The organism is Peribacillus simplex (assembly GCF_900156045.1).
GTDB lineage: Bacteria > Bacillota > Bacilli > Bacillales > DSM-1321 > Peribacillus > Peribacillus simplex_D.
On the sequence record NZ_FTMX01000002.1, the window covers coordinates 453931 to 477322 of the forward strand.

The 23392-nt window shown below is 40.7% G+C and carries 25 protein-coding genes; 6 read left to right on the top strand and 19 right to left on the bottom strand.

Features of this window, described 5'->3' with window-relative positions; translation table 11 throughout:
* Positions 1-297, bottom strand: a complete 297-nt coding sequence (locus BW986_RS08760; RefSeq protein WP_076367081.1) for a hypothetical protein — start codon at positions 295-297, stop codon at positions 1-3.
* Between the two features lie 152 nt (positions 298-449).
* On the opposite strand from BW986_RS08760, the gene BW986_RS08765 reads away from it, so the two are divergent.
* On the top strand, positions 450-2723 hold the full coding sequence (locus tag BW986_RS08765) for an ATP-dependent helicase (protein ID WP_076367083.1): 2274 nt from the start codon (positions 450-452) through the stop codon (positions 2721-2723).
* 284 nt (positions 2724-3007) lie between these two features.
* Here the strand turns inward: BW986_RS08765 and spoVIF are convergent, their stop codons facing one another.
* The 11 genes from spoVIF to mgtE form a co-directional block, all read right to left on the bottom strand.
* Positions 3008-3262 (bottom strand): sporulation-specific transcription regulator SpoVIF, encoded by a 255-nt coding sequence (gene spoVIF, locus BW986_RS08770; RefSeq protein ID WP_034314458.1) that lies wholly within the window; start codon positions 3260-3262, stop codon positions 3008-3010.
* A 109-nt stretch (positions 3263-3371) separates the two neighbouring features.
* Positions 3372-3521 (bottom strand): YjcZ family sporulation protein, encoded by a 150-nt coding sequence (locus BW986_RS08775; protein ID WP_076367085.1) that lies wholly within the window; start codon positions 3519-3521, stop codon positions 3372-3374.
* Between the two features lie 102 nt (positions 3522-3623).
* Positions 3624-3980 carry a stage V sporulation protein AE gene (gene spoVAE, locus BW986_RS08780; RefSeq protein WP_076367087.1) on the bottom strand — a complete coding sequence of 119 codons (357 nt, stop codon included), beginning with the start codon at positions 3978-3980 and terminating at the stop codon, positions 3624-3626.
* Positions 3981-3996: 16 nt separating this feature from the next.
* The gene (gene spoVAD, locus BW986_RS08785; RefSeq protein WP_076367089.1) at positions 3997-5022 is read right to left on the bottom strand and encodes a stage V sporulation protein AD; all 1026 of its coding nucleotides are present in this window, start codon (positions 5020-5022) and stop codon (positions 3997-3999) included.
* Positions 5023-5025: 3 nt separating this feature from the next.
* The gene (gene spoVAC / locus BW986_RS08790) at positions 5026-5496 is read right to left on the bottom strand and encodes a stage V sporulation protein AC (RefSeq protein ID WP_076367091.1); all 471 of its coding nucleotides are present in this window, start codon (positions 5494-5496) and stop codon (positions 5026-5028) included.
* A gap of 15 nt (positions 5497-5511) precedes the next feature.
* Positions 5512-6009, bottom strand: a complete 498-nt coding sequence (locus BW986_RS08795; protein ID WP_076367093.1) for a YhcN/YlaJ family sporulation lipoprotein — start codon at positions 6007-6009, stop codon at positions 5512-5514.
* A gap of 293 nt (positions 6010-6302) precedes the next feature.
* Positions 6303-6668, bottom strand: coding sequence for a DUF1360 domain-containing protein (locus tag BW986_RS08800; protein ID WP_076367095.1), 366 nt, complete (start codon positions 6666-6668; stop codon positions 6303-6305).
* 14 nt (positions 6669-6682) lie between these two features.
* Positions 6683-7258, bottom strand: a complete 576-nt coding sequence (locus tag BW986_RS08805; RefSeq protein ID WP_076367097.1) for a hypothetical protein — start codon at positions 7256-7258, stop codon at positions 6683-6685.
* 11 nt (positions 7259-7269) lie between these two features.
* On the bottom strand, positions 7270-7584 hold the full coding sequence (locus BW986_RS08810) for a hypothetical protein (RefSeq protein ID WP_076367099.1): 315 nt from the start codon (positions 7582-7584) through the stop codon (positions 7270-7272).
* A 323-nt stretch (positions 7585-7907) separates the two neighbouring features.
* On the bottom strand, positions 7908-8681 hold the full coding sequence (gene fabI / locus BW986_RS08815; protein ID WP_076367101.1) for an enoyl-ACP reductase FabI: 774 nt from the start codon (positions 8679-8681) through the stop codon (positions 7908-7910).
* A gap of 133 nt (positions 8682-8814) precedes the next feature.
* On the bottom strand, positions 8815-10185 hold the full coding sequence (gene mgtE, locus BW986_RS08820; RefSeq protein ID WP_076367959.1) for a magnesium transporter: 1371 nt from the start codon (positions 10183-10185) through the stop codon (positions 8815-8817).
* 122 nt (positions 10186-10307) lie between these two features.
* Here mgtE and prpE point away from each other — a divergent pair, with 122 nt between their 5' ends.
* Positions 10308-11051, top strand: coding sequence for a bis(5'-nucleosyl)-tetraphosphatase PrpE (gene prpE, locus BW986_RS08825; RefSeq protein ID WP_076367103.1), 744 nt, complete (start codon positions 10308-10310; stop codon positions 11049-11051).
* Positions 11052-11141: 90 nt separating this feature from the next.
* On the opposite strand, the gene BW986_RS08830 is transcribed toward prpE, so the two are convergent.
* Genes BW986_RS08830 through yjbM form a run of 3 tightly spaced genes read right to left on the bottom strand, consistent with a single transcriptional unit; the run spans position 11142 to position 13539 of the window.
* Positions 11142-12056 carry an RluA family pseudouridine synthase gene (locus BW986_RS08830; protein ID WP_076367105.1) on the bottom strand — a complete coding sequence of 305 codons (915 nt, stop codon included), beginning with the start codon at positions 12054-12056 and terminating at the stop codon, positions 11142-11144.
* A gap of 17 nt (positions 12057-12073) precedes the next feature.
* Entirely contained in the window at positions 12074-12868 is a 795-nt protein-coding gene (locus BW986_RS08835) for an NAD kinase (protein WP_053534153.1), read from the bottom strand.
* A gap of 50 nt (positions 12869-12918) precedes the next feature.
* Complete coding sequence (gene yjbM, locus BW986_RS08840; protein WP_034314484.1) at positions 12919-13539, bottom strand: GTP diphosphokinase; 621 nt, start codon at positions 13537-13539, stop codon at positions 12919-12921.
* Between the two features lie 317 nt (positions 13540-13856).
* Between yjbM and BW986_RS08845 the strand changes: the two genes are divergently transcribed.
* The 4 genes from BW986_RS08845 (at position 13857) to BW986_RS08860 (ending at position 16659) form a co-directional block, all read left to right on the top strand.
* Entirely contained in the window at positions 13857-14435 is a 579-nt protein-coding gene (locus BW986_RS08845) for a CYTH domain-containing protein (protein WP_076367107.1), read from the top strand.
* 22 nt (positions 14436-14457) lie between these two features.
* Complete coding sequence (locus tag BW986_RS08850) at positions 14458-15126, top strand: lytic transglycosylase domain-containing protein (protein WP_311316535.1); 669 nt, start codon at positions 14458-14460, stop codon at positions 15124-15126.
* Between the two features lie 238 nt (positions 15127-15364).
* Positions 15365-15769 carry a globin domain-containing protein gene (locus tag BW986_RS08855; RefSeq protein WP_076367109.1) on the top strand — a complete coding sequence of 135 codons (405 nt, stop codon included), beginning with the start codon at positions 15365-15367 and terminating at the stop codon, positions 15767-15769.
* A complete protein-coding gene (locus tag BW986_RS08860; RefSeq protein WP_076367111.1) occupies positions 15766-16659 on the top strand; it encodes a ClpXP adapter SpxH family protein in 894 nt (297 codons plus the stop codon). The genes BW986_RS08855 and BW986_RS08860 overlap by 4 nt, the downstream gene beginning before the upstream one ends.
* 937 nt (positions 16660-17596) lie before the next feature.
* Here BW986_RS08860 and pepF read toward each other — a convergent pair.
* The 4 genes from pepF to mecA form a co-directional block, all read right to left on the bottom strand.
* Positions 17597-19414, bottom strand: coding sequence for an oligoendopeptidase F (pepF, locus tag BW986_RS08870; RefSeq protein WP_076367116.1), 1818 nt, complete (start codon positions 19412-19414; stop codon positions 17597-17599).
* Positions 19415-19606: 192 nt separating this feature from the next.
* Positions 19607-20815, bottom strand: a complete 1209-nt coding sequence (locus BW986_RS08875) for a competence protein CoiA (RefSeq protein ID WP_076367118.1) — start codon at positions 20813-20815, stop codon at positions 19607-19609.
* 94 nt (positions 20816-20909) lie between these two features.
* Complete coding sequence (gene cls / locus BW986_RS08880; RefSeq protein WP_076367120.1) at positions 20910-22418, bottom strand: cardiolipin synthase; 1509 nt, start codon at positions 22416-22418, stop codon at positions 20910-20912.
* A 115-nt stretch (positions 22419-22533) separates the two neighbouring features.
* On the bottom strand, positions 22534-23202 hold the full coding sequence (gene mecA / locus BW986_RS08885; protein ID WP_076367122.1) for an adaptor protein MecA: 669 nt from the start codon (positions 23200-23202) through the stop codon (positions 22534-22536).
* Between the last annotated feature and the right edge of the window lie 190 nt (positions 23203-23392).

The window sequence follows — 23392 nt, forward strand, 5'->3', positions numbered from 1 at the left end:
CTAGACAATTTTGTTGATAAACCTTCCTTTTCCTGTCATTCCATCCGCTAAATCTTCACTGACCCTCATGCCCATTTGATATTTATATGTGCCTGCTCCATATGTACTTACCCGATCATTATCTCGTATTTGAAGTAATCCTCCAATGCTTTCCCGTTCCCTTTCCAACACCTGATCAAAACGGATAGGTTGAATGGGTGTCGTTCCTTTAACAATTCTTACTTTCTCTGCAGCTTCGACCGTCCTGTTGGCATATTGAATATAATCAAATTGTGTGACAGGTGCTATGTATCCCATAGTAACCCCTCCTTTTAATTAAATAGTTATGCTGTCATTTAATTACCCATCCGGAACAATAATTTAAACATGATTTCTGCATTCTTTTTTCCTAATCTTCTGGTATGATGAGTATTGCCGATATTTTTAATAGATTAGAGGTATCCATTTATATGAATCAAGCAAAATCTGGCAATGAAATCGTACATTTACATACCGTTTCAGCTGGTGAGCTGCAGACACTTTTTGAAAAAGGAAAACGTGATCAGCTTTCTTGTATCATTTGTCATAAACCAGTGAAATTATTTATTGGCATCCATGAGACACCTTATTTTTATCATAGTGACCCATCGCAAGGACCCTGTGAAATGCCAATTTCAGAACCGATGAACGAGGACAAGCCACTAGAATATATGGAACAGAATGGATTTAGGATTCCAACATCACGAACCATTACGGAAACAAAAACCATTACAGAACCTTTCCTTAAAAGCAGGCCCATAACCGGCAATCCGAAATATTCAGATAAACCATATGGTCTGGCACAATCAGAGGAACCATACTTTCAAGAATTATCCTCATCAGGGGTTGTACTCGATGCAGAGCAACTCAAGGCGGTAATGACGATCGATGGTCCAATTCTCGTCCTATCAGGAGCAGGAAGCGGGAAAACCCGCGTATTGACGGTACGTACTGCCTATATGCTTACAGTGAAAAAAATTGATCCAAAAAGTATCATGCTTGTAACATTTACGGCTAAATCCGCAAAGGAAATGCAGCAGCGTCTGCTCGGCTATCCTTATATGAAGCCTTCCCTTGTTTCTCAAATCGTTAGCGGGACCTTCCATAGCATCTTTTATAAAATCCTGATTTTCCATGAACCAGCCAAATGGCAGCGCGATTTCCTATTGAAATGGGAGTGGGAAAAGGAAAAGATATTGAAACAGGCTGGCAGGGAATTGGAACTTGATGATAAGGAATTTGCATATGATCAAGCCCTTCAACAAATCGGGCTTTGGAAAAACTCTTTGGCCTTTCCAGAAGATATTCACCCTAAGGACGATTGGGAGAAATCGTGTTTATTTTTATATAAGAAATATGAGGAATATAAACAGCAAACAGGGAAGTATGATTTTGATGATATGCTTGTAGGCTGTTATGTATTTTTAAAGAATCACCCGGATTTTTTAAAGAAATATCAACAAAGGTTTAACTATTTTTTGGTAGATGAGTTTCAGGATATCAATAAAGTTCAATATGAATTGATAAAACTCCTCTCTGCTGAATCAAAAAATGTATGTGCAGTTGGAGATGATGATCAATCCATCTATTCATTCCGGGGAAGCGATCCGAAGTATATTTTGAATTTCAATCATGATTTCCCTCGATCCCAAGTTGTGAAGCTGACGGAGAATTACCGCTCTTCCCATGAAATTGTCGCTACAGCGAACCGATTGATCAAGCGCAACCAGAACCGGATGGAGAAAAAGATGAGGGCACAGCATGATTCAGGAAATCCCCCTGTTTTATTTTATCCTTATGATGAGGAATTGGAAGCAACGATGATCGTATCCGATATCCAAGAGAAAATATCCAAGGGAGCAAACCCTGGGGACTTTGCAGTTTTGTACAGGACACACACGATGTCCAGGGCCATTTTTGAACGGCTAGCAGCTTCCAACCTGCCTTTCGTCATTGAAAAGGATGCGGATTCGTTTTATCAGCGCAAGGTCATCCGCGGCATGCTTGCCTTTATGCGCTTGAGTTTGTTTCCTCATGACAGCAAGGCAGCATCTGATGTCCTTTCCTCCTTATTCTTAAAGCAAAGTATATTACAGGAGTTAAAAGCAATGACAATATTGCAGGATTGTGATTTTATCGATGCATTTGCTTTTGTTAAGACAGGACATGCTTTTCAAGAACGAAAATTAAAAACGATTCCAGGACAGATCCGCTCTTTAAAAATTATGTCGCCACTCGTAGCTTTAGAAATCATCGAGAAAGATTTAGGATACCAGGAATATGTAAAAAAACGCGGAAATGATGCGAATCTGGAAAAAGGGTCCGATGACATCCGTGACTTAAAGGTGGCAGCAAATCGATTTCCCACCGTCGCCGCTTTCCTTGAACATGTCGATCATATGACAGCGATGGTCCAGGAGATTAAACAGCTCTCGAAACATTTTAAGGATGCCATACAGCTTACCACCATACACCGTTCCAAAGGGCTTGAATATAACACCGTATATGTTCTTGCTGCTGTCGATGGCAGCATTCCTCATGATTTCGCACTTGAATCTTACCGGAAAGGGGAACTTTCCCCTCTTGAAGAGGAAAGACGATTGCTCTATGTAGCGGCAACCAGGGCTAAAAAGGACCTTTACCTTTCCATCCTGCAAACTAGACGCGGACGTACCGCCCATCCATCGCGTTTTCTGAAGCTTTGACCAAAGCATGCTATCCATTTTAGGAAATGGAAGAAAAAAAAGATGGGTTCGGACTGGTCTCATCCCGAACCATGTTTAAGACTAGTTTATATTTAAAATTTCGACACTCCTGCCGAAAAACTGGCTTTCCGGGACACGTTAGATGCTTTCGGCGAGTAGGATTGGCAGGCAGTCGGCATATCTATGGAATCAACTACAACTTTTTTTAAAAAAACTGCAGGCAAACTCGATATCTTCTTAGAGTTGTCTACAGTCTGAAGGCCTGCATGATAGCAGGCCTTTTTTCATTTTTTATTTATCATATTAGAAATAGTACCGAAATCCAGTTTATTCCCTTCTGCTACGATGGAATGGACGATTTTATCTTCCGTCTCTTTATTGACTGGTTTGTTCGCTATTTTTGAAACACGTTTAATGACATTTCTAACAGTTGTTTCATCTTTGAAATTGGCTCCTTGCAGCGAGTTTGCCAATTCTAATACATCTTTCATATTTACGCCCGTTTTACCTTCTATGTTTTTAAAAAAGTTATTATCCATACCTAAGCCCCTCCCTTTTCTGTACCTATCCTATGGCATTATCAGAAAAATGGTGCTTGGCCCAAACAAAAAAAAAAGGAATAGGCTTCTTCTGCCCATTCCATTTACCTTAGCAGAAAGAAGCCCCTACAATGATCAATAGGATAAACAATACAACGATTATCGCAAAAGTGGAACCGCCACCGCATCCTCCGCCATAACCGCCGCCGTATCCATAACCGCTGACGTTACAACAACCGTAGCCACCAAAACCAAACATACATATCACCTCGCTCTCGCTAAAGCTTACTGATAACATATGTAGGTCTGGACAAATATGTATAGGCCATGTCCTAGTCCAGGCTGCCTATTTCCGCTAATTTCACCCTTTTGGTCTGAAAACCAAAGCTCCGATGAACCCAAAGACGATTGCTGCAGAGATACCGGAACTCGTAATTTCAAACATACCTGTCAGTACGCCAACGAGCCCATGTTTTTCCGATTCCATCATCGCACCGTTCACCAGCGAGTTCCCAAACGAAACGATCGGTACGGTTGCTCCAGCACCGGCAAAGTCAACAAGTGGCTCATATAAATCAAATCCGCCAAGAACAGCTCCTATTACAACGAACAAGCTTAACGTATGAGCTGGTGTCAGCTTAGCAACATCGAAAAGAAGCTGGCCAACAACACAGATCAAGCCACCGATGACAAAGGCCCAAAAAAACATTGCTAACATCGAAATCTCTCCTTTTTCATGAATTCATCCCATATTCAATGGCCACCGCATGTGCAATGCACGGAATCGTGTCTTTTTGCTGGACGGAAAGTGGTGACAATAATGCCCCTGTTGCGACAAGCAGGATTTTTTTATATTTACCAGAAATCATCTCGTTTAATATATGACCGTATAAAACCACTGCCGAACAACCCGCACCGCTCCCACCAGCCAAAACAGGCTGATCCTTTTTAAAAATCATCAACCCGCAATCCTTGAATTTTTCCTGATTGATGTCACAGCCCTTTTGCTTTAATAAGTCAATGGCTGCCTTCCTCCCTATTTGACCTAAATCACCAGTAATGATGTAATCATAATCATCCGGGGTCAAATCCGTATCTTTGAAATGGGCAAGTATCGTATCGACGGCCGCCGGTGCCATCGCTCCCCCCATATTGAAAGGATCTTTCAATCCCATGTCAATGACCTTTCCGATAGTGGCCGAGACAATATGGGGAAATTCCCCTTGCTTGCTTCCATCGGGAGCAACCAGCGCCACCCCCGCTCCTGTTATCGTCCATTGAGCTGTAGGTGGTTTTTGCCCTCCATATTCAGTTGGATAGCGAAATTGTTTTTCAACAGCTGCATTGTGGCTCGAGGCGCCTGTCAACACATAGTTTGCCCCGCCATAATTAGTGATGAAGGCAGCTAGGGCAAGCCCTTCCATTGAAGTGGAACAGGCTCCAAACAAGCCGAAATATGGAATCCCATTCGTTCTGGCTGCAAAGCTTGTAGGTGTAACCTGATTGATTAAATCACCCGCCAAAAAAAATTGCACCTGTTCCTTGTTGATCTTACCTTTTTCCAATGCAAGCTCAACCGCTTTTTCCATCAAATGTCGATGTGCCTTCTCATATGAATCCTGCTCCATCCACAAATCGTCGTATAGGATATCGAAATCACCCGCGATTTCTCCATTTGCTTCAAATGGCCCGCCTGTTACCCCTGTTTCCAAGATGACCGGTTTATTGGTAAACATCCATGTTTGTTCTCCCTTTAACACCGCTTAGCCCCCAAACATTTGATAAATTGTTTTTATCAACGCCACGACAAAGGCTGAAAACACTCCAAATAAAATGACCGATCCGGCCAATTTAAACATATTGGATCCAACACCAAGTACAAAACCTTCCGTCCGATGTTCGATTGCTGCCGAAATGACTGCGTTACCGAATCCTGTAACAGGGACGGCACTTCCTGCCCCAGCAAACTGGCCAATACGGTCATAAAATCCGAAACCGGTCATCAAAAGAGCCAGGAACACCATGGTGGCAGTTGTAGGACCTCCAGATGTCTGTTCCGTAAAGTTGAAAAAGTAAATATAGAAGTAGGAAATGGCTTGTCCCACCATGCAGAAAATGCCACCTACTAAAAAGGCTTTCAAACAATTCTTCACTATTGGTCTTTTAATTTCATGCTTCCCTTGGAGCTCTTGATACGCATTCTGCTGTGGGGTCGTTTTCTCCTTGCCGCTCATAGCTGAACCTCTCTTCTAAATTAATTCTTTTTGAAGTTCTTCGATTTCCTTGAACTTCTTAATTGCCTTTTTCTCGGGTACATCTTTTTCTTTGAGTAACTCGTTCAATCTTACAGATTCCAAAAAGATTTTATAATCACTTGATACGATAAAATCATTATCGGGAAACTTCTCTTCCAGATTTTCAGTCACAGTCTTTTCAATTTTCTTCATATGAAAACGTTGCAGGTGCTTAACTTTATAAGCGACGATAATCTTTTTTTCGTTTTTCACGACGATCACGTCATAGATGGTGTCTTCATTAGCAACTGTTTCCTTGACCTTTGAGATCAGTCCCTTTTCATCCTTCCCATCCATTCCATTAATGATATCCATCGGTTCAGGATTCGTACGTTTAATCATTGCTAAATTTTCCGTTTTTCCATCATTCTTATTGCTGCACCCAGTAAGCACACACAAAATAACCATAAAAACCAGCAAGCTGCCCTTAAAATATCTTCCTTGTCTGAACATAGATTCACATCCTAATTTATTGTTCTATTGTTATTTTCTTGTTTAACTGTTTTTTTATGAATGGTAGGATTAGGAAATAAAAAAACCCTTCCGAAATGGAAAGGTTTTTTCACTCAATAGCCTTTATTTTTATTGTTATTATTACAGCCACAGTCTTTCTTGATTTTGACCGGTTGATCTTTTTTAATCGGTTTTGCATAAGCCCATGGATTCTGTTTCTGATTCAATTTATGACTCCTCCTTTAATATCTTCTATACCATACTATATGAACAAAGAGACAAGTTGTTTCCAATCAAATGTCCATAATTTTGCTGATTATGACCTCAATCATTGCGCCTAATGCTGCTACGGCAAGGATTAATATCAATACATCGCCAATAAACCAATGTTGGATATAAAGGAAAACCAGAAAAAGGCTTACCCAGACACCCACGCACCAATAACAGCTTAGCAATTGTCCAATCCAGCCAAGCAAGCCCTTCTCCTTGGGCATTAAAAATATCTCCACATCCCCTTCATCATTTTTTTCCTCTATCTCTTTAAAAAAGGGGCGGCGGAGCGGCTCCATGATTTTATCGAAAACGATCAAACGTGTCAGCCTGAAGGAAGCCAAGCCTAATATTATAAATAAGGTGAATTCATTTTGTGGGGGAAACATTTAATATTGCTCCTTCACTTAGATTTTTCAATTATTTTGGCATCGATGATATCCGGCATGCCCACGAAACGAATATGGTTTCCTCTTTTAATCTTCACAGATTCCCCCTTCATTCCCAACACATGAAACCGAATCGTTTTTCCGTTAACAATAGCCTCACATAATGGCTTTGGAAAACCTTGATGATTGGATAGACGGGAAATGATGTCGCGGGAAGATTCTTTCTTCTCCACCTTTTTCCTTTTTCTCTTAACTGGTTTTTCGTTTTCTTGTTCTATTTGTTCAGGATGTTCCATTTGTTCAACCGGAGATTGCTCAGGGACATATTGTTCAGTGATTTTCCTTAATCCCGTTATCTCTTTTTCAATTTCCTTCATAGCATCATAAACACCGAATTCCCGTTTGACTTCTTCGATTTTTTCTTCTTTTTGTCCGGCTTCCTGTAGTTCGGGTTCAGGCTCAACGCTGTCTTTAGGTGTAGCTTTTTTCGTTCGAAAATCACTTTGCATATTCCCACGCTGATCTGATATTTTTGCTTGATCGACATATAATAGCGGTTTGGATTCCTTATCGCCATTTTTCTCTGACATGAAAACCCTCCTTAATATCTCAGGATATCCACAGACTGCAGCTGCTCCATATGGTATTGGACAACTTTTTTCCCGAATTTATGCCTTATGAACAAACTGGATTCTTTTTTTTGCTCCAATTTTCCAAACAGTGTACGGTCATTGATGATGAACTTACAAACAGGTTTAGGTGCAAAGGCTGGAAGCCGGGACAATAGCTCCACCAATTCCTCGGCAGTATATGAAGTGCTGATATTTTTTTCATTCAAATTAATATGTCTCTTCAGCGGATTGTGTATGGTTTGTTTTCCAGCAGCACAAGGCAGACCAACTTTCTTCACGTCCATGATTCCCCTCCTTCTTTTTCACGAATAGGGTTGAAAGCAGGTTTTTGCCGACTCTCGCAAACAATGAATATCAGCTCTATGTATCATTTATATGAGATTCGCCTTTCTTTATGCTGGAGATGTGCCACTCCCCCCAAAAAGGACATTAACCAATCTTGGATATGTTGGGGATTGGTGGAGAAAACTAATAAATAATGGCTGTTAAAGGAGCTCCGGAGATGAAAAAAAGTGGAAAGGTTTCAATTGAGGATGTATCAGTTCATACATGCATAGTTGACAATCAACAAAAAAAGGGGACCGATATCGGCCCCCCTCATTTACTGTCATCCGATTACATGGTAACCGGAATCCACATGGATATTTTCCCCGGTAATTCCGCGGGACATGTCACTTAATAAAAATACTGCCGTATCCCCTACTTCTTCAGGAGTCGTTGTACGACGAAGCGGTGCTTCTTCTTCAATCTTCTTTAAAATTGTATTGAAGTCACGAACACCTTTAGCGGATAAGGTCCGGATAGGTCCTGCTGAAATTGCATTCACTCGAATGTTATCTTTGCCAAGATCACTTGAAAGGTAACGGACATTGGCTTCAAGTGAGGCCTTGGCCACTCCCATTACATTATAATTTGGCATGACCCGTTCACCGCCAAGATACGTCATTGTGACGATGCTGCCACCTTCCGGCATGATTTCCTTCGCCGCTTTAGCTACAGCCGTTAAAGAAAATGAACTGATATTATGGGCAAGCAAGAACCCTTCACGGCTCGTGTTGACGAACTCACCGTCCAGCTCTTCCTTGTTAGCGAATGCGACACTGTGTACCACGCCATGAATGATACTTGTTTCTTCTTTAATCGTCGCAAAACATTTATCAATGCTTTCATCCTTCGTTACATCACATTGCAAAATAATGGAAGACTCCCCTTCCAATGTGGAAGATAGTTCCTTAACGCTTTTTTCCGTACGGTCTTTTCCGTAAGTGAAGATCAGCTTTGCACCTGCTTTATGTAAGGAACGGGCAACTCCCCATGCAATACTTCTTTTATTCGCAACACCCATTATGACAAACGTTTTTCCTTCTAATGAAAAAGTCATCGTATGTGACCTCCTATTTTTAATACAAGTTATTAGTACCTGCTACTAATGACAGTATATCAAATTTCCTTTGATAAAAACACCGTTTTCTAAAGTCCTGTGGGAATAGCCCTTCAAGAGGGCCTCCTTTGGCTTATAGTAAATAGCCCATTAATAATGTTGCTAATCCGAAATAAATAAGAATACTGATAAGGTCATTTATAGTTGTAATGAAAGGACCTGAAGCTACTGCTGGATCGATTTTCATTTTATGCATGAGAAGCGGGACGATTGAACCGGCAAGTGTGGCAACGATCAGAGTTATGAAAATCGAAATACCGACTAATAATCCCAGCATTAAATCACTTTGCCAAAAATAGACAATAAAAGTGATGGCAATTCCGCATGTCAGGCCAATAATAAGCCCAGTTCCAGCCTCTCTTAGGACTAGTTTCCACTTGCTATCCTGTTCTAATTCACCTGTTGCGATTCCTCTGACCGCTACTGCCAATGCTTGGGTTCCTGTATTCCCAGCCATGCCGCCAATCAATGGAATAAATACAGCCAGAATCGCTTTTTGGCTTAGTGTCTCTTCGAATCGGCCGATCAAACTTGCAGTCAGCAATCCTAAGAACAAGAGGATGACCAACCAAGGCAGCCGTTTTTTTGCAGCGGAAAATGGACTCTTATCAACATGATCAAGATCAGATATACCTGCCAATTTAGAATAATCATCTGATGCCTCTTCATCCATGACATCAATGATATCATCAACGGTGATAATCCCTAACAAATGGTTTTGGAAATCGACGACGGGCACGGCAAGGAAGTTATAGTCCCTGATTTTTCGTGCCACCTCTTCCTGGTCTTCAGATACAGGTACGGAAACTACCCTGTCATCCATTAAATCACCGATTAAAGCATCTTCATCAGCAATGATCAATGTCCTGAGCGATAAAACACCAAGCAGCTTCTTATCCTGATCGGTAACGAACACATAATATATCGTTTCCGCTTCCGGAGCTTCCCTTTTTAAGATCTGCATGGCTGATCGAGCGGTTTCATTTGCTTCAATGGCAATGAATTCTGTCGTCATGATACTTCCTGCCGTAGATTCCTCATAGTTCAGAAGCTCCTGGATTTCACTTGCCGCTTCATCATCCATGATGGTCAAATAGCTGACGGCCTGCTCATCATTGATTTCATTCAGGACGTCAGCCGCATCGTCCGCATACATATGGGAAAGCATATCGGCTGCGTAAGAAGGATTCATTTCAGCCAAAAGGCTTTCGTAATTTTCTTCATCTATTTCTATATTTTCAAACAGGTCCGCCATTTCTTCCGGTGACAAATATGTGTAAACGACGGATCTGAATTCATCTGACAAGCTTGTATAAAATTGAGCCTGATCATATGGATGCATTTCAAGGAACTCCGTACGAAACTGATCTAGACTTTCCGTTTTAAGCGCTTCAAGCAAAAACTCGTTATTCATTTGACTGCTCTCCCGCCCCCGGTCCTTCATCTCCTCCATAACCATACACCTCCTAAAACATATTTTTTCATTTCCTCGTTTATATTTTATTTTTTTAAATAATACTATACTAATACCATAAACATATACAAAACAAACAAAGGGTGTGTCAAATGAACATCGATATCATAGGGGACATTCATGGATGTTTCGCTGAATTCAGGCAGCTGACCGAAAAAATGGGCTATACATGGGAGACTGGGTTTCCTGTACATCCCTCTGGAAGGATTCTCGGCTTTGTAGGGGATTTAACCGATCGGGGACCAAATTCCCTTAAAGTAATAGAGGTTGTCCATGAATTAGTCATTAACCAAAATATAGCGAGGTATGCGCCAGGTAACCACTGCAATAAATTGTATCGTTATTTTTCAGGCAATAAAGTTCAAATTTCACACGGTTTAGAGACTACTGTAGCAGAATATGAATCACTGAACATTCGGGAGCAGAAGAAGATCCGAAAAAAATTCATGGATCTGTATGAACGTTCCCCGCTTTATCAACTCATTGATGAAGGGCGATTGATCATTGCCCATGCAGGAATTCGCAGTGACTATATTGGTCAATATAGCAATAAGGTAAAAACCTTTGTCCTCTATGGTGATATCAATGGCTCCAAACATCCCGATGGGTCTCCGGTCAGGAAAGACTGGGCAAAATCATACAAGGGGGAAACATGGATCGTATATGGACATACACCAGTCCCTGAAGCTAGACGAGTCAATCATACATACAATATTGATACAGGCTGCGTCTTCGGTGGAAAATTGACGGCTGTCCGTTATCCCGAAATGGATCTTCAAGAGGTGCCTTCTTCCATGCCTTATATAGCGGAAAAGTTCAGGACATCTTTTGATTAACCAAAAAAACTCGCCATCTTGGTGAGTTTTTTTGCGTCTATCGATTTTTTCATAATCTTGAATTCGTTTTAATGCAGACCGGATATAAAGTCAGGAATCCCATCCTTTACTTGCCTCGAGCAAACGGGTCATATCCTCCGGCAACTCTTCTTGAAACAACATCATTTTCTTGGTGAGAGGATGTAAAAATTTCAATTCAAAACAATGAAGGGCTTGGCGAGGGATACCTCTCCTATTCCCTCCATATAAATCATCACCAGCCAGCGGGTGACCAATATGCGCCATATGGACCCTGATTTGATGTGTACGCCCTGTTCGGAGTTCCAAATTAAGGAATGTGTGGGACTCTGTCTGTGCCAATACCTTAAATAGGGTACAGGCATACCGGCCATCCTCCCTGACTTCCCGTTCAATGATGCTAGTCGACTTTCGTCCGATTGGCGCCACAATCTCTCCTTCAGGTCCTTCAACGATTCCTTCAGCTACGGCTTGGTATCTCCGTTTAACCTGTCCTGATTTTTGCTGTTCACTTAAAAGGTGATGGATATGCCGGTGCTTGGCAATTAAAACCAAACCTGATGTGTCACGGTCAAGACGTGTAACTATATGGATCGTCGCCTGTATTCCCGTCTTCCTATAATAACCCGCCAAGCCATTCGCCAGACTGCCGTTGGGATGCTCGCGGGACGGAATGGTATTCATGGAAGGGGGCTTGGCCACCACCAATACAAACTCATCTTCATATCTGACGTTCAGGGGGATGGGTTCCGGCAAAAGGCCTTCGCTTGCCTGTTCCGGCGGAAATATGACGGTGACGATGTCACCCGTTTCAATCCGCTCCCTTACTGTTACTTCTTCGCCATTCAACTGGATATATCCACCTTTAAACTTAATATCCGTTAATGCTCGTTTTGAAATATCGCATTTGCTGAGAAACTCTCGCAATAAAGAGCCAGAATCCTCTTCGAAAACCGACCAGGTCAAAGAAAAGTTTTGATTTGACATGAGGTGAATCTATCTCCTTAATTAGCAATAAATGAATCATGCACTCTTTTCCAGAAAGGAAAAGGGCGGAACCTGGCAAATCGGATCTTCTCATCTGCCACTCGGCACTGTATCGACTTTACATTCTCCTGAAGCAAGGACAAATGGTCGACCGTAATTTGAAAATTGACCGCATTGACCGGTCTGAACATACACGTATGATGTGCCGGCAGCAAAAGTGGAGATCCTACCGTCCTAAACACCCGGTTATTAATGGATGCCAATTCGGTGATCTGGATGGCATCGATTGATGGATGGACGATGGCCCCGCCAAGCGCCTTATTATACGCCGTGCTTCCAGATGGCGTCGCAATGCATAAACCATCTCCACGGAATGTCTCGAAATGCTGGCCGCGTATTTCAACGTCCATGACGAGCGTCCCTTCCACACTTTTGACCGTCGATTCATTCAAAGCCAAAAATCTGGCTTCCCGTCCTCCATGCTGATAACGGACAATCGTTTCGAGCAGTGGATATTCCACTATTTGAAATGGGGTTTTCGCTAATGCTATCACCAATTTTTCAATTTCATCAGGGGTCCAATCTGCATAAAAACCAAGATGTCCTGTATGTACACCGACAAAGGCGGTTTTATCCAATCGATTCTTATAACGGTGAAAAGCATATAATAAAGTGCCATCACCACCGACAGAAATGACAATATCCGGCTGATCTTCGTCATATTCCAAATGAAAGTCCTGAAGATATGTTCGCATCCTTTGCATTAAAGTATTCGATTTCGCATCTCCTTTTGACGTAATCGCAAATTTCATGTAATCCCACCTCACAAATTAGATTTCTTTTCGTTTGCCCATTTATGCGTTCAAGAATCTTTCTTCCTGGAAAAAAGACGCTGTGCTTCCTGGATTTCCGTACGGATTTGCGACATCTCTGCATCAAGCAGGAAGGCCGCTTCCGCTGCACGTTTGAGTCGCAGTTGGATATCTTCCGGGAAAATGCCTTTATATTTATAATTTAAAGAATGTTCAATCGTCGCCCAAAAATTCATCGCAAGAGTCCTGATTTGTATTTCGGCCAGAATATTCTTTTCGCCATGGATCGTCTGGACCGGATAGCGGATTACAACATGATAAGAACGATAGCCGCTTGCCTTTTTATGGGAAATATAATTCCTCTCCTCGACTATCTCGAAGTCATTGCGACCTCGTAATAGTTCAACTACCTGTTCGATATCATCCACGAACTGGCACATCATGCGAAGCCCTGCAATATCCTGAATTTCAGTTCCCAATTTATCAATGGGGATATCCTTCAGGCTCGCCTTATCCAAAATGCTGACAATCGGCTTTACCCTGCCTGTTACAAATTCGATCGGCGAGTGAATATTCTCTCTCTCAAACTGTTTCCTTAATCCCTTTAGCTTAACCTTTAATTCTTCGACAGCCTGAGTATAAGGCGCCAAGAAATCGTCCCAACTCTCCATTGCCACACCACCTATATCTATCTAAAAAGCGCCTGTTCAACTCTGGTATGGGCAGAACGCTCTCCTAAATCCAGCAGTCACATGACTTTAAGCCATTTCACCACTGGATCCTATTAAATCTTTTTCTAGCATAAGTATGTATTAAATTTCTATATATACGATAATCCATTTTCGTGCTCAACGTTTATATTTTATCATATCCTGCAATTGATTCCTAAATATTCAAGTACAATAGCAAAAAATTATTGAATTCAATTTGACAGCTGGAATGGTTCTTATATGATTAACCTAAGAATCAGCCAGAAAGGATGGAACACATGAACCAGCATATTGAAATTGAATTTAAAAACCTTTTAAGCGAAAAAGAATTTCGTCAACTGATCGAATACTTTCATCTCGGGGCATCGAACTTTAAAACACAGAAAAATCATTACTTCGATACACTCGGATTCACTTTGAAAAATCAAGATTCTGCGCTTAGGATCCGGGAGAAAAACGGGCGTTTCGAGCTGACTTTAAAACAGCCCGCGACAGAAGGATTATTGGAAACGAATCAAGCTATTCCTGAAGAAACCGCATATGCATTTCTGAATCATAACACATTCCCTGATGGCGAGATCCAACATCTTATCCTCGAATGCGGCATTGATCCAAAAGATTTTACCTGCTTTGGGACACTAAAGACAGACCGTCTTGAATTTCCTTACAAAGAGGGGTTACTTGTTTTAGATCATAGTTCGTATTTGAATCAGGAAGACTTTGAGCTTGAATATGAAGTGACGGATGCAAAGGCCGGGAAAAAAAACTTCCTGACCCTCCTTGAAACCCTTCAAATTCCGGTAAGGGAAACCGAAAATAAGGTTAAGAGGTTTTATCGCGCCAAATTCCAGGAATAATCTTGTTTGAATCCATTCGGAGGTGGAGAGTTTGAAAATCCAAGATTTCAAAACATTTATGGAATTGCAGGCAATCCAGCAATTCACAAATGGCAGCATCACAAGTACAAATTCATCTCGATCCGTTTTCCAGGACATGCTCTCGGAACTGGTTTCGGGTGATGCTCTTGAAAGCACTTCGCAGACATTGGGTTCCTTATTATCCAATGTTGAAGCGGAAACGAAATCCTTTCTTCAACCCGGCGGCCTAACATCCATGAACATCAACCCGATATCCACTGCCCATGCTAACAATCAAAGCAGCAGCGAAACCGCCAAAAACTATGATCACATCATCAGCCAGGCGGCCAGTTTATATAATCTCCCGGAAAAACTGATTAAGTCTGTCATTAAACAAGAATCGAACTTCAACCCTGAAACCACCAGTTATGCGGGTGCTACTGGCCTTATGCAGTTAATGCCAGCAACTGCAAAAAGCCTTGGGGTGGATGATGCAACCGATCCAGAACAAAACATCATGGGCGGGAGTAAATATTTAAGTCAAATGATGGCACGATATGACGGGGACATCCAGGTTGCCCTTGCTGCTTATAATGCAGGGCCAGGAAACGTCGATAAATATAACGGCATTCCGCCCTTTAAAGAAACTCAGAATTATGTCCAAAAAGTTTATGGCACATTTTCAAGTTAATGCAAGCTGACCCTGTTTATTTGTGACGGGTCAGTTTTTTTTGCATGTATACATATGCTTCTTCCACGAACCCAAGAAACAAATGGGAAAGCCCCCCCAAAGGTGTAATTTCCGCTCATTCCCCTGTGTCATACTACAGATGTAAAATTTTCTTTAAGCTATATATTTGTTATATCAGTACGTCATTGATAAAATATGAATAAATATCAACCATCTTTCTTTAAAAGGAGTAATCAACATGATGCAAGGGAACCCTACACCATATGAATTGATTGGAGAAGGGCAATTACACAAATTAATTGATGTGTTTTACTCCAACGTTAGTCAGCACCCGGATCTGAAGCCAATATTCCCTGACGATTTAACTGAAACGGTCCGTAAGCAAAAACAATTTATGACTCAATATTTAGGCGGTCCCTCTTTATATACCGAAGAGCATGGCCATCCTATGTTGCGGGCTCGACATATACCTTTTGAAATTACACCAGAACGTGCGAAAGCATGGCTCTCATGCATGTATCTAGCTATGGACGAAGTTGGCCTTGAGGGTGAGATTAGGGAGTTTTTCTATCACCGCCTCTATTTGACGGCACAGCATATGATCAATACATCCGGAACTGACGGGAAAGGAGAAGACAGTTGAGCGCACAAAAACCAGTTTTCAATATTTCCGATTGGATCAAGACGCAGCATTGCTATGATATAGGAAAAAAGCCAATTGAAATTTATGTTTTTGTTGATCCGCTTTGTCCCGAATGTTGGGGCTTAGAACCAATTATTAGGAAATTACAGATGGAATATGGCCAATTGTTCAGTTTACGCCATGTTTTAAGCGGTAAGATCGATTCTCTTAATATGGGGAAAAATAAAAATTATGAAAACATTGCTCAAGTTTGGGAAAAGACAGCCAGCCGCTCGGGAATGTCCTGCGACGGGAGCCTTTGGTCTGAAAACCCAATCTCTTCTCCATATACAGCTTCCATCGCAATAAAAGCAGCTGAATTGCAGGGGCGTAAATTGGCCATTCGCTTTTTAAGGCAGCTTCAAGAATATGTATTTATAGGAAAAAAGGATATATCCAATATCGATGTCTTGACCGAATGTGCCAAAATGGTTGGATTGGATGTGGAGGAATTCCTTTATGACATCAATTCTTCCAGTGCAGCCAAAGGCTTTCAATGTGACATGAAAATCACAAGCGAAATGGAAGTGACTGAAATACCTTCCCTTGTCTTTTTCAATCAAAATATTGAAGAAGAGGGAATAAAAGTTTCAGGTGTCTATTCTTACGAGGTATATGTTCAAATTTTAGAAGATATGCTCAATGGTCTTCCTGCCCCTGCAAAACCCCCCTCTCTCGAAGAATTTTTACGCTGTTTCAAACTAGTGGCCACAAAGGAAATTGAAACGGTTTATAATATGAATAAGAATAACGTCGAGTTGGAAATGAAAAAGCTTGTTTTAAAACAGTTGGCAGAGAAAATTCCTGCTAAATACGGAACGTTTTGGAGATATACAAAGAAGCAGTCATGAATTTGACTGCTTTTTTGTTATATATGAAAAGGAAAAACCATGCAAATCAAAAGATAGCATGGTTTTTTTTATAAGAAAATAAGGGGATGGGAGAAATTTTTCACGATCAAACAAAGGGGTATAAGTTTGTTTGTGATTCACTTCACAATAAATAATATAACAGATAACCTAGTTATGTTTCAACTATATGTGTAACATTTCACAAATTGTTCACAATATATATTTTTCATTTTTCGCTTACGTTTCTGGTATATATAGCTAAATAAGAGCACCTTTTTATTTAAATCCATAAGTGTTTTTGAAATCTGATAAGCATGGGAAAGAATCTAATTGTGAAATGTATCACAAAAAATATTAAATCATTTATTTTTATTTCCTAATCTTTCGTACAACCTTTGTTACAACCGGCATCATTTTGTTCCTTTTACTTTTCATGCAAATGAAAAACCCCGTCAAATCACGAAATTTGCTGGGGTTTTCATCTATTTATACGAATAAGGGGATAGGAGAAATTTCACGACGAACAAACAAAGGGGTATATGTTTGGGATGTGATAACTTCTATATCTGTACTATAGCAGATTATATGCCTTAATTGCAAGAACTTTGTGCGCAACTTCACATTATTGTCATATTCTTAGAATACTGCTTATTTTAAAACATACTATCTAATAAAGCGCAGAAGAGCTTTTACTGCTGCCAGGTTGGAGGTGACCAAATTGAAAGGCTTTATTCTACTCATACTCTTGATAGGGTCGCTATTTGTCCAGCTGCTCGGTATCATGAACCTCATTCCTCTGTATTTTACCTCCCCTATTTTATTTTTTGTTTTCTTCATAATTCTTCATAGCTTAAATCAGAGAAATCGTTTTAAAGGATTATGACGGACATTCATATAAGTTAAAAAGGACCCGAAATGCTCGGGTCCTTTTCACATCCTATTTATTCAAAAGCTCTTCCAACTCATTTAATTTTTCTTCGAATACATTCATGGCTTCTTGTACAGGTTCGGCTTTTGTCATATCGACGCCAGCCTTTTTGAGCACTTCAATCGGATAATCGGAACTTCCTGACTTCAAGAACTCCAGATACCTTTTGACAGCAGGCTCTCCTTCTTCAAGGATTTGCTTGCTCAATGCAGTTGCTGCACTGATTCCTGTTGCATATTGATAAACATAGTAATTATAGTAGAAGTGTGGAATACGCGCCCATTCCAAACCGATTTCTTCATCAATGGTCACGTTCTCTCCAAAGTATTTCTTGTTCAGCTCATAATATTCCTTAGTAAGCATATCCGCTGTCAACGCTTCCCCATTTTGAGCTTTTAAATGAATCGTATGTTCAAACTCTGCAAACATCGTTTGCCGGAACAATGTGCCGCGGAAACCTTCCAGGTAATGATTCAATAAATAGATGCGTTTCTTTTCATCTTTGATTGAATTCAGTAAATAATCGTTCAACAGGTTTTCATTACAAGTCGATGCAACTTCCGCTACAAATATGGAATAATTTCCGTATGGATATGGCTGATATTTACGTGTATAGTAGCTATGGACCGAATGCCCAAACTCATGAACGAGCGTGAATAAGTTATTGACGTTATTTTGCCAGTTCATTAAAATATAAGGATTCGTCCCATATGTACCAGAAGAATAGGCACCGCTTCGTTTCCCTTTGTTTTCATGCACATCGACCCAACGGTTTTCAAATCCCTCTTTCAAAACGTTCAAATAGTCCTCCCCAAGCGGAGCAAGACCTTTAAGGACATAATCCTTGGCCTGGTCATATGTCACTTCCATCTTCACTTCTTTAACAAGAGGGGTGAATAGATCATACATATGAAGTTCATCTAATTGCAGTACTTTTTTACGTAAATCAAGATAACGGTGCAGTAATGGCAAGTTGTCATTGACCGTTTTAACGAGATTATCATATACGGTCTCCGGAATGTTATTATTACTTAACGCCGCTTGGCGTGCTGAATCATATTTTCTAACCGTGGCATTGAAGTTGTGGTTTTTCACTTCACCTGACAGGGTTGAAGCAAATGTATTACGGAACTCTCCATACTTGCTGTATACCCCTTTAAATGCCTCCTCACGTACACGGCGATCTTCACTCTCAAGAAAACTGATATACCTTCCGTGAGTAATTTCCACTTCATTTCCCTCTTCATCCTTGATTGTCGGGAATTTCAAATCGGCATTGTTAAGCATACCGAAAGTATTGCCCGATGCATCAAGTACCTCTGATGCTTGCGCCAATAATTCTTCCTGCTCTGCAGATAAGATATGGGGTCTCTGAAGATTAATTTCCTCTAAAGAATGTTTGTATAATTTCAGATCTTCTTTTTCTTCCAAAAACCCTTCCACTTTGTTTTCATCAATACTCAATAGTTCAGGAACCATATATGAAAACGCAGCCGCTGCCTGGGCGTATAAAGCTTTTGCCCGATCCTCCATCCCTTGATAAAAAGGATTGGTTGTATCTTGATCATTGCGCATATGTGAATAAGAATAAACTTTCCCTAGCTTCTCGAATACCTCATCTTGGAGTTGAAGGGCCGCAAATAATCTTTCTGCGCTTTCTCCCAACGTCCCTTTATGTGCCTCCGCTTTCTTGAGGTCTTCTTTTACCGCTTTGAAGGCAGCTTCCCAATCTTCCTCGGTTGCGAAGATATCTTCCAGTCTCCAAGTATCTTCAGGAGCTATTTCACTTCTTGAAGGTAATGTATTCGCTTTTGTTTCCTGTGCCATAAAAAAATTCCTCCCCATCTTATAGAAACTTGCCATCGGGCTGACTCGTTAAACCGGATCGAACGCTGCAATACTTCATTCGGCGTTCATTCTTTCTTAAAGTTTTCTTAATTCCCAGTTCTTATTACTATTTCTCCATTAACAAAAATAATCCTGCCCTTTCATCTGAATTCAAGATAAATAGAGATGTTATCACTGATTATACTGGATATTCCTCTTTTCCATCATCAATTTATGCTTATCATAGAAACTTTTTTCCAAAATTTGAGCTTGATCACTGGTGAAGGGAAGGGTAAATTCCCTTTCAACTATAAAAACCCCTTCTTTCAGCTTTGATAGATAACCAAATTGCTCCAAAAGCATGATATATTGACCTACAGGATACTCGATGGGTTTTTCATGAAGCAATGGCAACGGTCTGAACTTTATTTCCCCTTTTTTTGAACGCTTTCTAAAAACATGGACAATATCAGCGATAGAAATCTTTTCCCCTGTTCTTTTCTCATGAAACACATCCATGTATAACCATGCCTGCCATTCGATCGGGGCAGTTTCGATCAACAGCATCCCCCTGACCGGAACACCCACTTCAATTGGAAGTGTCGCAGGTGAAATATGATGTAAATATAGCCCTTCGAAAAAAGGGTCGCATCTCCGTGCTGTTTTCACTCGATGGAGGGACCAGCCATTTCGTTTATATCTCCATACAGGCAGAAAAGGGAATCGAAAGCAGTTTTGGGGCAATGCCCGACTAGGGGGAAGGAGCTTTAAAGAAGCTGTTGTCAATTCGGCAAAGACGGTTCTGGGGGTAAAAGGAGTGAGGTTCTTCAATACTGATAAATGATCGGTTTCCGGGCAATACATCCAAAGGAAAGGATGATGGAAGCTGCCGGTGACGAAGAGCCAGTGGAAGCGGGATAAACTGAATTCATACAAACTTTTCCTTTTCAAGCTTTTTGCAGCGAGTATCCAAATTGGCTTGATGCCTATGCTTTGATAGGCTTTTGTCCTTTCCATGAATTCAACCTCGGTAATAACTGAGCATTGGAATTCTATTGCGTAGCGATTACCTCCTATCACAGCTAAAATATCAGCCCTTTTCTTAATTTCGGGAAGGTAGGCTTCTAGATCCACTTGAAAACCATGTGATAAAAACCACTGAAACAATTTTCTTTTTCCCATTAAATGATAGGCGGATTCCGGTTCTGAAGAAGCACGGCATGACGAACTATTTTTATGGGCGAAATGCGGGATCCTGACTTTTCCCGCTTTGATGGTCATTTCCACCTTGCAGCATGGACAGTAATATTCTGCTGACTTTCTCCATTCATCAATCACGTTTGCCGACATCTTTTCAGGGAGGGTAATCCATGTCCCATCCTTCTTTATCGCAGTTAGCATACATCTCCTCCTCATCCACTACATTCGCCTGCTTCGCTTAGGATTCCTTTTAATCCGTAAAAAAAAAATGCCTGATCGGCATAAGAGAAAGTACCTAAAGAAGGGGCGAAAGCAATCGGCAAGTGGACTCCAAAACTTTCAAACCGAAATTCCGTTTGGAAAACGCATCAATCTCCACTTCTTGGGATACCTTTATATCTTCCAAAAAATCATTCACCAGCTGCTGAGTACTTTCCGTCCGGTAGAGAAAAGCATTGACTTCGAAATTCAGGTGAAAGCTTCTCATATCCATATTGGTTGTCCCAATTGATGCCAGTTGGTCATCCACGATGATGATTTTACTATGCATGAAGCCTTCATTATATTGGAATATACGAGCTCCGGAAGCAAGCAATTCGGGAAAATAAGTTCTCGAAGCATGAAATACGATACGTTTATCGGGGTTCTTCGGGACGAGCAGCCTGACATCCAAACCACTTAAAGCGGCCACCTTCAATGCTTGTAAGATATCGTCATCAGGAATGAAATACGGGGAAGCTATCCAGACGGACTTTTCTGCTGAAGTGATCATCTTAAAAAAAATGCTTTTTATGATCGCCCACTCACTATCAGGCCCGCCGCCAATCAATTGAATTCCGCCATGCCCGTGATGATTCGGCAGTCCGGCCATGAGATATTCATCACTTAAAAAACTATTATTGGTGCTATAATACCAATCCTGCAAAAATATGAGCTGTAAAGTCCTGACCGCTTCCCCCTTTATGATAAGGTGCGTATCCCGCCAAGAACCGAACTTCCGATCTTGTCCCAAATATTCATCCCCAATATTGAGACCGCCGATGAAACCGACAGAGCCATCTATCACAATTATTTTACGATGGTTACGAAAGTTGAATTTATTATTTAATAAAGGGAGATGCAACGGACCAAAGGCCACCATTTCGGCTCCCGCATCCTTCAGTTCATCGATATAAGAGCGCGCTAATTTCCAAGAACCAACCGCATCATAGAGAAATCGGACCTCTACCCCTTCTTTTACTTTTTGTATCAAGATGTCTTTTAACAGTCCGCCAATGCGGTCATCCCTAACAATATAATATTCTAAATGAATATGATGTCTGGCTTTTTTTAATTCTTCGATGATATTGGAAAATGTCTCTTCACCATTCCTTAAAACCCGCGTTTCAGTCTGAAATGAAATAGGGCTATTCCCTAGCCTATTTGCAAGAGTGATTAACTGCTGAGGGTTCTCGCCCATTGCCTTAATTCGTTCATTATAATCCGATTCGACGCTTATTTTCACGAACCTCTGTTTGTCCAAAAAGTACTTCTTGCGAAATATTCTCTCTTTCCGAAAATTACGGCCAAACAAAAAGTAAAAAATGAAACCGATGAATGGGAAAGCTCCAAAAATAACAAGCCATGTTATAGTCTGGATGGGATCTCGGTTTTCCATAAAAATGTTGAATCCAACTATCACCAAGAAAAGGGTCAATATAAGGCTAGAATAAAAAAACAGCCCGCCATCGACGCCATTTATTAGAAAATGCCAAGTACTGACCAACAAGAGAATAAGCAGACCGACGCCAACTATATTCTTCACCTAGACTACCTCCAATTAACAAACACAGGCATATTTATAAAACCTCCATACTAAGGCAAAAAACATTTATTCTTGGACGAAAAGGCCGATTTCTACTGAAATCGGCCTCAACAGTCTATGCGAAATATTTATCGACCGTTGTGAATACATCATTTTCGATGACTATTTTCCCGTACTCTTCAAGCATGTGCACCGTTATAGGAGACTCTTGACTATATTCCAATAAAAGACTTAAAACATTATCGATTTCTTCCTCATCAATCTCCGCCTCGGAAAATTCGATATAAAGATAATATTTATTCTGATAAACATAAAGTTTTGTCGTCCATTCATCCAAGCCATGACGCTTGCTTAATGAAATGACATCTTCAAAATCCTCGAAAGTCGTGATGAATTCAATCATACCATCTTCAAATGTCATGCCGCTTTCTTCATCTTTACCATGAAAATGTTGATCAAGAAGCGTATCCATCTTGTCTGATACATTCAAATCCCTTAACTTTTCATCTGAAAGAGGCAGCTCGAGTTTCTGACCATCTTTGGCAAGCTGGGCTTTTGTGACCAAAACTTCCAAGCCTTTTTCAAGGGCTTGAACTTGAATCCATAAGGGTCCTTCAATCATGAATTCTTCTTCTTGATGCACTTCATCCATCATTTCCCAAAAAAGTTCCTCACTTCGCTCGCGGCTGTACCAAATTTCCTCGCGATCAAAGCCTCTTTCCTCAATATCTATATAGGAAATATAAAATTTAACTGTATCGTCATTAATGCGTTCGATTTCCATGATTCCCCTCTCCCTTCCTTTCTCATTTTGAAGGGATAATAACCCCCAAGCGAAAATTGCTCTTAAAAGCTCTTTACCCGTAAGTGAATACTGTAAATCATGATAGTCAATAAAACAGACTATTTTACATCATTTTATGACAAAACCTTGAAGAAGGGAAATAAAAAACATTACTTATCTAAAAAACAAT

Excerpts from the sequence above, each read along its gene's own strand:
- BW986_RS08855 (WP_076367109.1), top strand. The coding sequence starts at position 15,365 with ATGATGCAAGGGAACCCTACACCATATGAATTGATTGGAGAAGGGCAA.
- BW986_RS08760 (WP_076367081.1), bottom strand. The coding sequence starts at position 297 with ATGGGATACATAGCACCTGTCACACAATTTGATTATATTCAATATGCC.
- BW986_RS08845 (WP_076367107.1), top strand. The coding sequence starts at position 13,857 with ATGAACCAGCATATTGAAATTGAATTTAAAAACCTTTTAAGCGAAAAA.
- BW986_RS08800 (WP_076367095.1), bottom strand. The coding sequence starts at position 6,668 with ATGTTTCCCCCACAAAATGAATTCACCTTATTTATAATATTAGGCTTG.
- mecA (WP_076367122.1), bottom strand. The coding sequence starts at position 23,202 with ATGGAAATCGAACGCATTAATGACGATACAGTTAAATTTTATATTTCC.
- spoVIF (WP_034314458.1), bottom strand. The coding sequence starts at position 3,262 with ATGGATAATAACTTTTTTAAAAACATAGAAGGTAAAACGGGCGTAAAT.
- BW986_RS08835 (WP_053534153.1), bottom strand. The coding sequence starts at position 12,868 with ATGAAATTTGCGATTACGTCAAAAGGAGATGCGAAATCGAATACTTTA.
- BW986_RS08875 (WP_076367118.1), bottom strand. The coding sequence starts at position 20,815 with ATGCTAACTGCGATAAAGAAGGATGGGACATGGATTACCCTCCCTGAA.
- BW986_RS08810 (WP_076367099.1), bottom strand. The coding sequence starts at position 7,584 with ATGGACGTGAAGAAAGTTGGTCTGCCTTGTGCTGCTGGAAAACAAACC.
- spoVAC (WP_076367091.1), bottom strand. The coding sequence starts at position 5,496 with ATGAGCGGCAAGGAGAAAACGACCCCACAGCAGAATGCGTATCAAGAG.
- yjbM (WP_034314484.1), bottom strand. The coding sequence starts at position 13,539 with ATGGAGAGTTGGGACGATTTCTTGGCGCCTTATACTCAGGCTGTCGAA.
- BW986_RS08775 (WP_076367085.1), bottom strand. The coding sequence starts at position 3,521 with ATGTTTGGTTTTGGTGGCTACGGTTGTTGTAACGTCAGCGGTTATGGA.
- mgtE (WP_076367959.1), bottom strand. The coding sequence starts at position 10,185 with ATGAAGGACCGGGGGCGGGAGAGCAGTCAAATGAATAACGAGTTTTTG.
- BW986_RS08805 (WP_076367097.1), bottom strand. The coding sequence starts at position 7,258 with ATGTCAGAGAAAAATGGCGATAAGGAATCCAAACCGCTATTATATGTC.
- BW986_RS08830 (WP_076367105.1), bottom strand. The coding sequence starts at position 12,056 with ATGTCAAATCAAAACTTTTCTTTGACCTGGTCGGTTTTCGAAGAGGAT.
- prpE (WP_076367103.1), top strand. The coding sequence starts at position 10,308 with ATGAACATCGATATCATAGGGGACATTCATGGATGTTTCGCTGAATTC.
- fabI (WP_076367101.1), bottom strand. The coding sequence starts at position 8,681 with ATGACTTTTTCATTAGAAGGAAAAACGTTTGTCATAATGGGTGTTGCG.
- BW986_RS08795 (WP_076367093.1), bottom strand. The coding sequence starts at position 6,009 with ATGTTCAGACAAGGAAGATATTTTAAGGGCAGCTTGCTGGTTTTTATG.
- pepF (WP_076367116.1), bottom strand. The coding sequence starts at position 19,414 with ATGGCACAGGAAACAAAAGCGAATACATTACCTTCAAGAAGTGAAATA.
- BW986_RS08765 (WP_076367083.1), top strand. The coding sequence starts at position 450 with ATGAATCAAGCAAAATCTGGCAATGAAATCGTACATTTACATACCGTT.
- spoVAE (WP_076367087.1), bottom strand. The coding sequence starts at position 3,980 with ATGTTAGCAATGTTTTTTTGGGCCTTTGTCATCGGTGGCTTGATCTGT.